This window comes from Nitrosococcus halophilus Nc 4, assembly GCF_000024725.1.
GTDB lineage: Bacteria > Pseudomonadota > Gammaproteobacteria > Nitrosococcales > Nitrosococcaceae > Nitrosococcus > Nitrosococcus halophilus.
In genome coordinates this window covers 1,816,390-1,832,643 of the sequence record NC_013960.1, presented here as the reverse complement: position 1 = coordinate 1,832,643, position 16,254 = coordinate 1,816,390, and the positions used below count along the sequence as shown (strand labels likewise).

The 16,254-nt window shown below is 60.0% G+C and carries 2 protein-coding genes; both read right to left on the bottom strand.

The window, feature by feature from the left end:
* Positions 1-29: 29 nt before the first annotated feature.
* On the bottom strand, positions 30-5,411 hold the full coding sequence (locus tag NHAL_RS08665; protein WP_013032793.1) for an amino acid adenylation domain-containing protein: 5,382 nt from the start codon (positions 5,409-5,411) through the stop codon (positions 30-32).
* Complete coding sequence (locus NHAL_RS21885; RefSeq protein WP_013032792.1) at positions 5,408-16,234, bottom strand: non-ribosomal peptide synthetase; 10,827 nt, start codon at positions 16,232-16,234, stop codon at positions 5,408-5,410. The genes NHAL_RS08665 and NHAL_RS21885 overlap by 4 nt, the downstream gene beginning before the upstream one ends.
* Positions 16,235-16,254 lie beyond the last annotated feature (20 nt).

Genomic DNA, 16,254 nt, shown 5'->3' with positions numbered 1-16,254 from the left:
ATAAGCTTCCCATTTAAGTGTTGTTGATTTTAGATTCGGAGTGATTCATGCAGATCCGAGAGACATTCAGCATCCCGGACAATGCTGAGGTGATCTGCGGCAACGATGCGACTGAAGGTCAATCGAACCTTTTCCTGCAAGGCCTGCTGAAGCTGCTGGCCTCGACCCTCCGGCTTACCCGCCCACCAGGCGTGTGCCTTTGTGCTCACCGAGGGCAAGGTATAACCGTCACAAAGCCGACGGTAATGCTGTTCCAGAGCCCATGAAAACAGGAGTTGCTGGGCATTTTCTGCGCTCACGGCATCAACCCCCTGAGTGGATAACCAGGCCGAGAAGATCTCCGGCCATTGCCGTGGTTGCGACTCGCTGAACTGAGCCAGGCAATGCTGTAAACCCTCCTCAGCCACACCCGGTAACAATATTCGTAGATGGTCTGCCAACTTTTGCTGGGCCTGGGGAGAAGTCCACTGATCCTCAGGGATTTCGAATCCCGGCACATAACTATCTAACAAGCCTAGAAAAGCGATACCCTCGCCGGCTTGTTCAAGCCGGCAGGCTATTTCCATGGCCAAGGCACCCCCCAATGACCAACCCAGCAAATAATAAGGCCCTACCGGTTGCCGGTAGCGCAAAGTTGCCACATAACGGTCCGCCATCTGGCTGAGACTAGGGTCAAACCAAAGGGTATCCACAAAACTACGGGATTGCAGTCCAATCAGGGTTCGATGCCCCTGTAGACCCATGGCTAAAGGCTGATAGCCATTGACGCGACCGGTCACCGGGTGAATACAAAACACCGGCGGTTGCTCCAATGAAGCCTCAGCCAAGGGAACCAGCAAGCGGGGATCAGCCGCGGCGGGCACGTTACTTACCGGCGTTTCCAACAGGGTAAGCAGCACTTGCTTATAGCACTGGGCCAGTTGCTTGATCTGCAAAGGGTTATAATGATCCTGGCTATACAGCCAGTCCAGACTTAATTGCCCTGCCACTACTTGAGCGTTGACCGATAGGGGTGCCGCCATGGGATTCTCCGGCGCCTGTGGATCACCGCCGCCGGGCAATGGCGAAAACCAGTGCTCCAGCCCATCGGAACGGTACTGCCCCAAATAATTAAAGGTGACGGGAGCAGCGGCTGCCCCTGCCAGTTGCCTACGGCTACTCTCATGGCCCTGATAACGCAACGCCCCATAGCTGATCCCGCCATCCTGATCGGCACGGCGCAACTGTTCCGCCACCCCGGCCATGCAACGTTGGAGATCGGGCTGCCACTCCAGCGCTACCGGATAAAAGCTGGTAAACCAGCCCACAGTGCGGCTGACATCCAGATGGGGGGTGACCTCCTCTGTACGCCCATGCCCTTCCAGATTTACGGCGATTCGCGGTTGCCGCTCATCGGCCAATACCTGCACCAGCGCCGTTACGAGCAAAGCGGGGACATTTACATCGAGCTGCGCCGGTGCCTGATAAAGCAATTTTTGGGTCTCGGCCTTACTCAACATCATCGTCCAGTGACCGCATTTTGCGAATGGGGTCCGGCAGCTTGTCGTTTCTGTGAATTGCTGTTGCCAGAATGGTAAACGAGACTCGGCCTGTGCAGTCTTGGCCCATGCCGACAGCGCTTGGGACCAATCCCGCAGGCTATGGGTCTTGGCAGGCAGTTCAATGGCCTCCCCGGCCAAGTACTGTTGATAAGCACGCAACAGGTCTTCCAGCAAAATACGCCAGGAGACTCCGTCCACGGCCAGATGGTGAATGCACAACAGCAGCCGATCCGGCTGACTGGGGCTGCTGACATACAGGGCCCGCAGCAGCTCTCCAGTTTCAATATCGAGGCTGCGCTGAACTTCGTTGCACCACCGCTCCACTTCCTCCTCGCCCTCAGCGGCTCGCACCCACAGGAGCTCGCTGTTCAGCTCCGCCGGGTCGACAAATGACTGTTGCCATTGCCCCCCTTGCTGCCGGAAATGCAAACGTAAGGCATCATGATGCCGCATCAAGGCCTGCAATGCCGCCGATAATGCCGTCACATCCAGCGGCACCTTTAAAGCTAACCACAAATGCTGATTCCAGTGTGAGGGAACAGGTGGCTGCAACTCAAAGAAATGGGATTGGATTGGCGTCAAAGGTAGCGGACCAACCAAACTCTCCTGGACCGCATTACTGGCCTTGGCCGGTTGCACCACGGCGGCCAGGGCGCTTAGGGTGGGCTGCTCGAACAGGTCCCGGGGACGGAGCGACCAGCCCGCCTGACGGGCCCGGCTGACCACCTGCAAGGCAATAATGGAATCCCCCCCCAGTTCAAAGAAGCGGTCCTGGCGTCCGACCCGCTCGACCCCCAACAACTGCCCCCACACCTGGGCCAATACCGCCTCGGCCTCGGTCTGCGGCGGCTCATACCCCTCGGCTGACCACCGCGGCTCCGGCAACCCCTGCCGGTCCACCTTCCCCGCCGGGGTCAGCGGCAACGCCTCCAATCTCACCACCTGGCTCGGTACCATATACTCGGGCAACTGCCCCGCCAACGCCGCCCGTAACCGCTCTCCCTCAACCTCCGGCGGCGCCGCCACATACCCCACCAGCCGCTCGCCCCCCGGCCCCCGGCGCATCACCACCACCGCTTCCCGCACCTGCGCTAACGCCAATAGCCGCGTCTCAATCTCTCCCAGCTCTATCCGAAAACCGCGCAGCTTGACTTGGCCGTCCACCCGGCCTAAATATTCCACCACCCCGTCTGCTCGCCACCGCACCCAGTCCCCCGTGCGGTACATCCGCTCTCCCGGCGCTCCCCACCGGTCCGGCAAAAACCGCTCGGCCGTCTGCCCCGCTCGACCCCAATACCCCCGCGCTAAACCCACCTCTCCGCCAATATAGAGCTCGCCACTGACCCCCGGCGGCACCCGGTTTAATTCTCCATCCAGTACGTACAGCCGCCGCGCTCCCACCGCCGTGCCGATGGGCGCATAGGCGCTGCTCATCGCCGTGCCCTCATCAGCTTCCCACAGCAGCGGCGTGACCACCGTCTCCGTCGGCCCGTAGCCGTTGAGAACCCGCCGCGGCTTGAGCACCCGCTGCAGCCGCTCATAAAGCTCCCGCGTGAAGGCCTCTCCCCCCAACGTCCAGGAGCGCACCTTGAGCTGCGGGCGGCGGTGCTCAATCCAATCCAGCAGGGGCCCCACGTAGCTCGGTGGAAAACAGGCAATCGTCACCCCTTCTTCTTCCAATACCTGGCAGGTCCGCTCCGCGCTCCATAACCCTTGATCCCGTATCACCAGCCGACTGCCAAAGGCCAGCGGCACCGCCCAACGCTCCACCGCTCCGTCAAAACTAATAGAAGCAAAGTGCAGCTCCACATCTTCCGGGCCCATCCCGTAGCGCTCCCCGATGCTTTGCACGTGCATGCTTAGCCCCCCTTGGGTCACCCCCACTCCTTTGGGTTGTCCCGTGGACCCAGAGGTGTAAATCACATAGGCCAGTTGCTCCGGATGCACGGGGACTGCTAAATCCCCGGACTCCTCCGCCCCGTAGTCCAGCCGGTCCAACGCCACTACCCGCAGCCCCTCCACCGCCGGCAGCCGACCCGCCAAACCGCTCTCGCTCAGCAGCAGCTCTACCCCGCTGTCTCGGAGCATGTACCCCAGCCGCTCTTCGGGATAGTCCGGGTCCAGCGGTAAAAACGCTCCCCCCGCTTTGAGTATCCCTAAAAAGCTTTCTATCATCCCCACCCCTCGCTCGAGCAGCACCCCCACCACGGTCTCCGCGCTCACTCCTTGCGAACGCAACCAGCGCCCCAAACGCTCGCTCCTCGACTCCAGCTCGCCGTAGCTGACCCGCTCCTCTCCACTGACCAGCGCTTCCGACTCCGGTCGCCGCGCCGCCTGCGCCGATATCAATCCCGCTAATGTCACCCCACGCCCATACGCCTCACTCCCCCCTGACCACAACTTGAGACGTTCCCTTTGCTCCGGGGTCAGCAGTTCCAAACTACCGAGAGGTCGCTGGGCATCTTGAGTGAAGCCGCTCAAGGCTTGTTCAAGCATACTTAGCAAGCGCGAGATGGTATCCGCTTTGAAACGGTCCGCGGCGTAGGTCAGGGTAAGACTCACCTGACCATCGGCCTGCTCGTCCGCATCCAGCGCCAGATCAAAAAGGGCATGAGGCACGCCTTGGGATAGGGGCCGCAGGGTCACGCCCGGCAACACTTCAAAGGCCTGGGCATCTCGCCGCTGATAATTGAACAAGACCTGGAACAGCGGAGTTTCTCCCGGCTTCCGCCGGGGCGCAATAGCCTCCACCAGTTGATCGAAAGGCAACGCTTGGTGATCCTGAGCATCCAGCATCCGGGTGTGCAGTTGCCTCACCCAGTCGCGCACTGATGCGGCCGGGTCCGGCTGGCCGCGCAACACCAAGGTATTGACGAAAAAGCCGATCAGGGGGGCAATTTCGGGCCGGTTCCGGTTGGCCACAGGCACGCCCACCGGAATATCACGACGTCCGCTCTGTACCGCCAGCGCCCACTGCCAGGCAGCCAACAATACGGTAAACAAGGTGGCATCGCATTCCCGCGCCAGCATGCGCAAGGCTGTGACTAATGACACTGGCAAGCTTAACCGCTCCGCGGCAGCCTGACGGAGATCACTGTCAGCCACTGGCGTGTCATAGGGCAGCAACAAGGGCGGTTGTCCCGGCTCCAGCTGATCACGCCAATAGGCCAGTTGGCGCTCCCGCTCACCGGCATTCAACCAGGCCCGCTGCCAGATGGCGTAATCCGCATACTGCACTGCCAGCGCTGGCAGCCCTTCGGTGTTGCCGGCTTGGCGGGTCCGCCAAGCCTGTTCCAATTCCTTGAAAAAGATGCCGATAGACCAGCCATCGGAAATAATATGGTGCATCACCACCTGCAAACGCCAACGCTGGGATGTCAACCGGAGCAGCTGGATTCGCAGCAGGGGCCCACGGCTCAGGTCAAACCCAGCCTGGGCATGATCATCCGCCAGATGCTCAATGGTACTGCTGTCTGCGTCAGTCATGTCCTGTTCGGTAAGCGCCAGGGGCGGATGCTCGTCAATCACCTGCCAGGGTTCACCGTCAATCTCAACAAAACGGGTACGCAGCGCTTCATGACGGCGCTGAATATCCGCCAGCGCTCCGCGCAGTGCTTCACTCTGTACCACTCCGCTAAGTTCAAATGCGCCTACCATGTGATAGGCGCTGTTGTCCGGCTCCATCTGGTGCAATAACCATAATCGGCGTTGGGCCGGTGCCAACGGTGCCCGATTGCTCCTTTTTCCTTTGACGATGGGCAAGCGATCGAAACGGAGACTTTTTTCCCGCAACGCAGCTAAAAAGCGCTCTTGATCAGCGTCACCTAAGGCTAGAAAACGCTGGGCCAGCGCCTGCTTATCTAAACTCATAGTTCCCCCAATTCATTCAGCAGAGCAGCCATGGCATCCAACTCGTTCTGTTCTTCCTCTTCACCCGCCCTGGATTCGTATTCCAGCTGACTGGCCAGTGCCTCCAGGCTCTCACATTGGAAAAATTGCCGTAGAGAAATCTCCAGGCCCAGTTGCTCACGAATTTGTGCCACGGCGCGAACCGCTAGCAAAGAGTGTCCGCCGAGGGCAAAAAAGTTGTCATCCAACCCAATGCGGGGCTGCTCCAACAAACATCGCCAACACTCGGCCAACTGCTGCTGCAATGGGGTTTGCGGTGCGCGATATCCCTTGCGTTGCCCCTCCGGTGCTGGCAATGCCTTACGATCCAGCTTGCCGTTCGGCGAAATGGGAAACCCATCCAGGGACATAAATAGCGCCGGCACCATGTAATCCGGCAACTGGGCTGACAAGGCTGCTTTTAGCTGTTCCCGCCAATCCTCTGCCGGCACCCCATCCAAGATGACATAGGCCACCAACTGGTCTCCAATGCTGTAGGGCTGGGCAATCACAAGGGCATCCGACACGGACGGTTGCTGGCGCAGCAGACTCTCAATCTCACCCAACTCGATGCGCAGTCCACGAATTTTGACTTGGTGATCCAACCGCCCCAGATATTCCAGCACCCCATCCACTCCCCGCTTGACTTTGTCGCCGGTGCGATACATACGGCTGCCGGGAGCGCCAAAGGGGTTGGGCAGAAACCGCTCGGCGGTGAGATCGGCACGGCCGAAATACCCCCTGGCCAGTCCCACACCCGCTAGATACAGTTCACCGGGTATTCCTATGGGCACCAGGTTTAGCTGCTCATCCAGCACGTGCAATTGAATATTGCTAATGGGCATTCCAATGGGCACCGTATGCCGGTTATCCGCTTGACACTGCCAATAGCTGACATCAATCGCAGCTTCCGTAGGCCCATAGAGGTTGTGCAGCTGTAATTTCGGCCTTGCCTGTAACACCTGCTGCTGCAGATCCATGCTCAGCGCTTCGCCGCTGCAAATCACCTTTCTAAGGGAAGCGCAACCGACCAGATGGGTGGCCGCGATAAAGGCCTGCAGCATGGACGGCACAAAATGCAGCGTCGTGACCTGTTCAGCCTCGATCACCCGCTGCAATGCAACTGGATCACGGTGCGCCTCCGGCGGCGCCACCGCCAAACGGGCGCCTACCATGAAGGGCCAAAAGAATTCCCAAACCGATACGTCGAAACTGAAAGGCGTTTTCTGCAAAACACAATCATCGCCGCCCAGCGAATATTGCTCCTGCATCCACAGCAAGCGATTTTCCAAGGCGGCATGGGTATTGACCACCCCCTTGGGACGCCCCGTGGACCCGGAGGTGTAAATCACATAGAGGGCCTGATCTGGATGCCAATCGACCATCGGCGGGTAGGCGGGCTCATCACTGCAGTCCAGATCATCCAGAGACCAGCAAGGACAACCGGGATCTTCCAACCCAGTCAAAGCCAGGGTGCTCTGCGTCAACACCAGCGCCGGCTCCGCCGCCGCCAAAATGTAGCGCAAGCGTTCCTCCGGGTAACTGGGATCCAGGGGCACATAGCCCCCCCCTGCCCGGGTAATCGCCAGAATACCGACCACCAGCTCCACCGAGCGGTGCAGGCTGATGGCAACCCGAATCTCAGGACCTACGCCGGCGCGCTGCAATCGGTGGGCAAGTTGATTAACCCAGCGTTCCAATTCGCCATAGCTCAATTGCCGGCCATTAAAACTCAAAGCAACGGCCTCAGGGGTTTCCATCGCCTGCCGGCTCTGCCTAATGGGTATGGGCACAAACGGATCTCGCGCGACACCGCTATCATTCCAACGCCCCAACTGCTGCTGCTCGGTTTGGCTCAGTAGCGGAAAATTGGCCACAGGCCGACTCCCATCGTTTAATACGGCATCCAGCAGGTTCAAATAATGCCCCCACAAACGCTCAATAGTGGCCTTGTGAAACAACTGGCTGGCATAGCTGAGGTAACCGCGGATACTACCGTCACTATGGAGTTCCGTATCCATAGCCAGGTCAAACTGCACCCCGGCGGCACCAGGATCAAAGGGAGTCACACTCCCATGGGGCCACTCCGCCAATGCCTCTGTAACCATTTGCTGATGATTAAAGGTCACCTGAAACAGGGGATGGTATTCCAGGCTGTGTCCTACTCCCAGGGCCTCCACCAGAGCTTCGAAGGGCAGCTCCTGATGGCTTTGGGCTTCGGCCGAGCGCCCCTTGACCTGCTCCATCAGCCCAGCAAAGGAACTATTCGGGTCGATCTGAACCCCTAGCACCACGGTATTGATAAAGCAACCTAGCAGGGTTTCAGTTTCAGGGCGGACCCGCCCCGCTACAGGAATGCCGACTCGAATATCCCGCCGGCCGCTGTAACGAGATAAGAGCAGCAACCACAAGCTTAGAAGCGGGGTAAAAAGGGTCGTCTCATGGGCTCTCGCCAGTTGCTGTAATCCCTGGGCCTGGACCGTAGTCAAGCGAAAATGGTAGCGCGCACCCTGGGGAGGAGTCGTCCTGCTCCGGGGAAAGTCGGTGGGAAGCTCCAGCGGCTCGGTATCCGTTCCCAGAGCTTGGCGCCAATAATCCAGTTGCTGCTGCGCCTTTTTACCTTGCAGCCAGCGCTGTTGCCAGATTGCGTAATCGGCGTATTGCAGCCGCGGCGGAGCTTCCGACAACAGCTCCCCGGCCACAATGGCCCGATATGCATTGATTAGGGATTCGAGGAAATGGGCGGTTGAGCGGCCGTCGGTGATGATATGATGCTGCACCAGCAACAATTGGTAGCAACGCTCATCCAGCCGGACCACACCCAAGCGCAGCAAGGGATCTCTGGCCAGATCAAAGGGCTGCCTTAACCATTCCTGGAACAGCTCCGCCGCCCTATCCTGGGGCTGTGGCTGCTCGCGCAAATCAATATAGTTTATTTTGAGTGGCGCTTCGGGGAGAATCCGCTGCCACGGCTCACCATTATGCTCCACAAAACGGGTGCGCAATATTTCGTGCTGTTCGACCAAGTGATCCAGCGCCGCTTGCAGCGCAGTCAAATCCAGCGTCCCTTGCAATCTTAACCCGAGCGGTAAATGGTAGGCCCCGCCTTCAGGATTGAGCTGTTGCACAAACCAAAGACGGCGTTGAGCAGATGAGGTGGGCAGATCTTGGTCCCTGGGCGCGGCCACAATGATTTCGTCCTCATCAACGGCATCGATCAAGCGCGCCGCACAGTCGGCCAACCGAGGAGAGTCAAACAGTACCTGCAACGGTACCTGCTTTTGATAATCCCGGCGCAACAGGCTCACGGCCTGCATTGCCAGCAGAGAGTGCCCCCCCAGTTCAAAGAAGCGGTCCTGGCGTCCGACCCGCTCGACCCCCAGCAACTGCCCCCACACCTGGGCCAATACCGCCTCGGCCTCGGTCTGCGGCGGCTCATACCCCTCGGCTGACCACCGCGGCTCCGGCAACCCCTGCCGGTCCACCTTCCCCGCCGGGGTCAGCGGCAACGCCTCCAATCTCACCACCTGGCTCGGCACCATATACTCGGGCAACTGCCCCGCCAACGCCGCCCGTAACCGCTCTCCCTCAACCTCCGGCGGCGCCGCCACATACCCCACCAGCCGCTCGCCCCCCGGCCCCCGGCGCATCACCACCACCGCTTCCCGCACCTGCGCTAACGCCAATAGCCGCGTCTCAATCTCTCCCAGCTCTATCCGAAAACCGCGCAGCTTGACTTGGCCGTCCACCCGGCCTAAATATTCCACCACCCCGTCTGCTCGCCACCGCACCCAGTCCCCCGTGCGGTACATCCGCTCTCCCGGCGCTCCCCACCGGTCCGGCAAAAACCGCTCGGCCGTCTGCCCCGCTCGACCCCAATACCCCCGCGCTAAACCCACCTCTCCGCCAATATAGAGCTCGCCACTGACCCCCGGCGGCACCCGGTTTAATTCTCCATCCAGTACGTACAGCCGCCGCGCTCCCACCGCCGTGCCGATGGGCGCATAGGCGCTGCTCATCGCCGTGCCCTCATCAGCTTCCCACAGCAGCGGCGTGACCACCGTCTCCGTCGGCCCGTAGCCGTTGAGAACCCGCCGCGGCTTGAGCACCCGCTGCAGCCGCTCATAAAGCTCCCGCGTGAAGGCCTCTCCCCCCAACGTCCAGGAGCGCACCTTGAGCTGCGGGCGGCGGTGCTCAATCCAATCCAGCAGGGGCCCCACGTAGCTCGGTGGAAAACAGGCAATCGTCACCCCTTCTTCTTCCAATACCTGGCAGGTCCGCTCCGCGCTCCATAACCCTTGATCCCGTATCACCAGCCGACTGCCAAAGGCCAGCGGCACCGCCCAACGCTCCACCGCTCCGTCAAAACTAATAGAAGCAAAGTGCAGCTCCACATCTTCCGGGCCCATCCCGTAGCGCTCCCCGATGCTTTGCACGTGCATGCTTAGCCCCCCTTGGGTCACCCCCACTCCTTTGGGTTGTCCCGTGGACCCAGAGGTGTAAATCACATAGGCCAGTTGCTCCGGATGCACGGGGACTGCTAAATCCCCGGACTCCTCCGCCCCGTAGTCCAGCCGGTCCAACGCCACTACCCGCAGCCCCTCCACCGCCGGCAGCCGACCCGCCAAACCGCTCTCGCTCAGCAGCAGCTCTACCCCGCTGTCTCGGAGCATGTACCCCAGCCGCTCTTCGGGATAGTCCGGGTCCAGCGGTAAAAACGCTCCCCCCGCTTTGAGTATCCCTAAAAAGCTTTCTATCATCCCCACCCCTCGCTCGAGCAGCACCCCCACCACGGTCTCCGCGCTCACTCCTTGCGAACGCAACCAGCGCCCCAAACGCTCGCTCCTCGACTCCAGCTCGCCGTAGCTGACCCGCTCCTCTCCACTGACCAGCGCTTCCGACTCCGGTCGCCGCGCCGCCTGCGCCGATATCAATCCCGCTAATGTCACCCCACGCCCATACGCCTCACTCCCCCCTGACCACAACTTGAGACGTTCCCTTTGCTCCGGGGTAATGCTTGCAATAGAGGCCAGCGGCGCCTCGGGCTGTGTAGCCAACGCCATTAACGCTTGCTTGAAGGCCTCCGCCAGCGGCGCTATCACCCTTGGCGGCAACACCGCCGCATTATAGGCAAACACCACTTGCAACTCGGTGCCCGGCAATACCGCCAACGTCAGAGGATAATGGGTAAACTCGTAGCTATCTGGAGCGCCAATGGTCAATCCATCAGCCTTACTGTTAAGCAGGTTGTCATCCAGAGGGTAGTTCTCAAATACCATCAGGGTGTCGAACAGTCCCTCACCGGCCCAACCGGCAGCCTGCTGTATTTCAAACAGGGGCAGATGGCCATGCTCCCGAGTATCCAAGCCCGCCTGCTGTAGCGCCAATAGCCAACGCCCGCAGGGCTCAACGGCAGGTATCTTGACTGCTACCGGCAAGGTATTAATAAACAGCCCCAACATACGCTCGCTGCCGGGCAGCTCAGGCGGCCGTCCGGCAACGGTATTGCCGAAGACCACCTGCTGCTGGCCGGTATAACGGGACAATATCAGCGCCCAAGCCCCCTGCATCAGGGTACTCAAGGTAACGCCCTGCTGGCGGGCCTGTTCCTGGAGATGTTGCTGCAGCTTGGAATCCAAGATCACAGAATGACGGCGGAAATCCTTTGCTTCTGAAACCTGCCCCACACTGGAAGCTAGCCAAGTAGGGGAAGCGATAGCTGATAGGTAATCTTGCCAGAAGGCCCGCGCGCGCATTTGATCCTTATCCGCCAACCATTGCAGAAAGGCACTGAATGGAGGCGGTTCAGGCAGGAGCGCCCGGCCATGATACAATTGCAGCAACTCCTGCAGCAGGATACCGGTGCTCCAACCATCCATAAGCAAATGATGCAAGGTCAGCACACAGTGATAATCCTCGTCCCCCGTTTGCAACAGATCCACATGCCACAAAGGAGGGCGGTACAAATTAAACCCCTGCTGCCGGCGCTCGGCCCGAACCCTCTCCATAGCCTGGACCGCATCCTCCTCCCCACGCAGATCCTGCCGGCTCCAGGGCAGCGTTATTGACCGCCACACCCCTAGCAGGGGCTGCTCGACTTTCCCCTCACCAGCCAGCAGGGCGCTTCTCAATATGGAATGACGCTGTACCAGGCGCTGCCAGGCCTGCTCAAAACGAGCGGAATCCAAGCCTGACAGGGGCAAGCTTAGCTGGTTGACATAGGTATCGGTTTGTTGACTCAATTCGCTATGAAATAGCAAGCCCTGCTGCAAGGGTGAGAGGGGCAGAACATTTTCCAGCTCCAACTTCGACAGCTGATCCAAGGCTTCCTGATTGAGGCCGGACAGGGGGACATCGAACGGTGTCAACCAAGGTCCATGCTGCTCGCAGCAATCCATCAGGGCCTTCAGTTCTGCTTCAAAAGCGGCCATCAGTGCCTGCTGCAAGGAAGGCTCAAAATGGACAGGGCTGAATTCCAGCGCCATTATCAACTCCCCCTCCTGCTGGTGGGCATTGATCACCAAGGGGGCATCCCGCCTGCTTCCTGGCGACCGCCAGAGCCCTGCACTCAGAAATGACAACATCCCCTGGCCATCCCACTGCAACTGCCCCAGATAGTTAAACAGCACCTCGATACGATGATCTGCCGGTTCCCAATCACTCCAATGGGATAAGGCCCCAAAGGCCAAGCCTTGATTCTGAACCGCATGGAGCTGTTCTTTGAGCGTTTTAAGCGCTTCCTCCCGAGCCGTGGGCACCCTCAACAGCAGGGGATAAAGACTGGTAAACCAACCCACTGTTCGGCTCAGATCCAAGCCGCTGAAGCTGAGATCCCGGCCATGGCTTTCTCGGTATATGCGCACAGCGGATTGACCACTATGTTGTGCCAAAACCCGGGCTAGAGTCATCACCAATAGATCGTCCAGATTGCTTCGCAAATGGGTCTGCGCGACCTGCATGGCCCGTCGCGTCACCTCGGCAGGGATAACCAGGCGCAACGTCTGCGCCTCGGTGGGTTGTGGGTTCATATTCCAGAGGGAAGGAACATCCGCAGTCATCGCTTGCCAAAAGGCCTGCTGCGCCTGGGCTTCATCCTGGGCCCACGCCGCCAGCGCTCCTGTCCAATCGCGAAGACTGTGTGTTTTGGCGGGCAGATGAAGCGGCTGACCAGCGGCGGATTGTCGATAAGCCAGCAGCAGATCCTCCAGCAAAATACGCCAGGAGACTCCGTCCACGGCCAGATGGTGAATGCACAACAGCAGCCGATCCGGCTGACCGGGGCTGCTGACATACAGGGCGCGCAACAGCTCCCCGGATTCAATATCCAGGCTCTGCTGTGCCGATGCGGCAAACCTTTGGATCTCAGCCTTTGTCTGTGCTTCTCTTACCCACAGCAGTTCCGATTTAACCTTCTCAGGGGCCTGAAAGATTTGATGCCACTGACCCTTATGACGGTAGAAACGGGAACGCAACACATCATGATGGGCGCACAACGCTTGCAACGCCGCCCGCAAATCTTCCGGGTTTAAGGGCGCATCCAGTTGAAACCAAAAATACTGATTGCAGATTGCCACCCCTTCCCGCTCTAGAAAACGCGCCTGGATGGGGGTCATTTCAACCTCACCCACCAAGGGCGTCTGCTCTATCATCGTCGTTTCCGTGGTTTCGGCCACGGCGGCCAGGGCGCTTAGGGTGGGCTGCTCGAACAGGTCCCGGGGACGGAGCGACCAGCCCGCCTGACGGGCCCGGCTGACCACCTGCAAGGCAATAATGGAATCCCCCCCCAGTTCAAAGAAGCGGTCCTGGCGTCCGACCCGCTCGACCCCCAACAACTGCCCCCACACCTGGGCCAATACCGCCTCGGCCTCGGTCTGCGGCGGCTCATACCCCTCGGCTGACCACCGCGGCTCCGGCAACCCCTGCCGGTCCACCTTCCCCGCCGGGGTCAGCGGCAACGCCTCCAATCTCACCACCTGGCTCGGTACCATATACTCGGGCAACTGCCCCGCCAACGCCGCCCGTAACCGCTCTCCCTCAACCTCCGGCGGCGCCGCCACATACCCCACCAGCCGCTCGCCCCCCGGCCCCCGGCGCATCACCACCACCGCTTCCCGCACCTGCGCTAACGCCAATAGCCGCGTCTCAATCTCTCCCAGCTCTATCCGAAAACCGCGCAGCTTGACTTGGCCGTCCACCCGGCCTAAATATTCCACCACCCCGTCTGCTCGCCACCGCACCCAGTCCCCCGTGCGGTACATCCGCTCTCCCGGCGCTCCCCACCGGTCCGGCAAAAACCGCTCGGCCGTCTGCCCCGCTCGACCCCAATACCCCCGCGCTAAACCCACCTCTCCGCCAATATAGAGCTCGCCACTGACCCCCGGCGGCACCCGGTTTAATTCTCCATCCAGTACGTACAGCCGCCGCGCTCCCACCGCCGTGCCGATGGGCGCATAGGCGCTGCTCATCGCCGTGCCCTCATCAGCTTCCCACAGCAGCGGCGTGACCACCGTCTCCGTCGGCCCGTAGCCGTTGAGAACCCGCCGCGGCTTGAGCACCCGCTGCAGCCGCTCATAAAGCTCCCGCGTGAAGGCCTCTCCCCCCAACGTCCAGGAGCGCACCTTGAGCTGCGGGCGGCGGTGCTCAATCCAATCCAGCAGGGGCCCCACGTAGCTCGGTGGAAAACAGGCAATCGTCACCCCTTCTTCTTCCAATACCTGGCAGGTCCGCTCCGCGCTCCATAACCCTTGATCCCGTATCACCAGCCGACTGCCAAAGGCCAGCGGCACCGCCCAACGCTCCACCGCTCCGTCAAAACTAATAGAAGCAAAGTGCAGCTCCACATCTTCCGGGCCCATCCCGTAGCGCTCCCCGATGCTTTGCACGTGCATGCTTAGCCCCCCTTGGGTCACCCCCACTCCTTTGGGTTGTCCCGTGGACCCAGAGGTGTAAATCACATAGGCCAGTTGCTCCGGATGCACGGGGACTGCTAAATCCCCGGACTCCTCCGCCCCGTAGTCCAGCCGGTCCAACGCCACTACCCGCAGCCCCTCCACCGCCGGCAGCCGACCCGCCAAACCGCTCTCGCTCAGCAGCAGCTCTACCCCGCTGTCTCGGAGCATGTACCCCAGCCGCTCTTCGGGATAGTCCGGGTCCAGCGGTAAAAACGCTCCCCCCGCTTTGAGTATCCCTAAAAAGCTTTCTATCATCCCCACCCCTCGCTCGAGCAGCACCCCCACCACGGTCTCCGCGCTCACTCCTTGCGAACGCAACCAGCGCCCCAAACGCTCGCTCCTCGACTCCAGCTCGCCGTAGCTGACCCGCTCCTCTCCACTGACCAGCGCTTCCGACTCCGGTCGCCGCGCCGCCTGCGCCGATATCAATCCCGCTAATGTCACCCCACGCCCATACGCCTCACTCCCCCCTGACCACAACTTGAGTTGCTGCCGGCTGGAGGCTGTCAACATATCTAGCATCGCCAAGGTGGCGTTGGGTTGCTCGGTACACTGTTCAAGCAACCGAAGATACCCCTCGGTCAACTGTTCCATGAACCGATCGCTGAATGTCCCTTGTCCGGCAATAAACCGCAGGGTCAGGCCGTCATCCAGAGCTGGCGCCACATCCAACACCAGGCTAAAGGGCGTTTCAACCGCCGTCATTTCTTCAAAACGAGCGTCCAGCCCCCCGGTAGACCAGGTCTGCTGACCGCCCTGCTGACGGTAATTGAAGGCCACCTGAAACAATGGGTGCAGACCCGGATAACGTTCCGGCGCCAGTGCTTCGACCAAGGTTTCAAAGGGCAACCGGCCATTGTGCCGCGCCTCAGTCAGATGATTTTTGACTTGTTCAATCCATTGCCTCACAGAGAGCGAGGGCAAGGGCCGCCCCGCCACCACCCAATTATTGACCAAGAAACCGACCATCTTTGCCGTATCCGCAGAGCGATTAGCACTAGGGACGCCGACACGCACTTCTTCCTGCCCGGACAAGCGCGCCAGCAAAAGCTTTAAAACCGCCAGCAACACCGTAAAACGACTTGCCCCTACCTGCCTGGACAGCTTATCCAGGCGCTTAGTCAGATCTCCTGCTATCTGAATAGGATAATGCTCTGCCCTCTGGACGCCCCCTGATGGCCGTTGCATGGGCAAATTCAATGGCCCGTGATGTTGCCCTAGGCGTGTCTGCCAATAAGCCAGCTGATCCGCCGCCTGCTCACCTTGCAACCATTGTTGTTGTCTTAGGCTGTAATCCACATAGTGCTGTCGTAGGCGCGGCAACTTGAGCGGTTTGTGGGTAATGCCGCTCTCATAGCGGGACATCAATTCCCCCATAAACACACCAAACGACCAGGCATCAAACACGATATGATGGAATCCCAAGGCCAACATATGGCGTTTTGGCCCTAAATAGTAGAGACGATAACGAAACACCTCCCCTTCATTTAGATCATAGGGTTGAAGAACAAGCTCCCGGCCACGCTCTTTGGCCACCGCCTCAGGTTCAGAAAGAGTGCTTAGATCTTCGTAGCCAAGGGTAAACGGCATCATGGGCATAATCGTCTGCAGGGGCTCCCCCTGATAGTCGCGAAAACAGGCCCGTAGCATCTCATGCCGCTCTACCAGCCCGTTTAAGGCCTGGGTCAGTGCCGCCCGATCCAGTTCGCCTTCGAGCCAGAGCCAGCCGCCAAGGTTATAAGCGCAACTCTCGGGTTCCAGTTGAGCAAAAAACCACAACTGCCGCTGCGCCGCCGACAGCGGATACCACCCATGGTGATTATCAGTGGCGACTAGCGACGGGGACTGACTCATAACTTCCTCCTCATAATGTC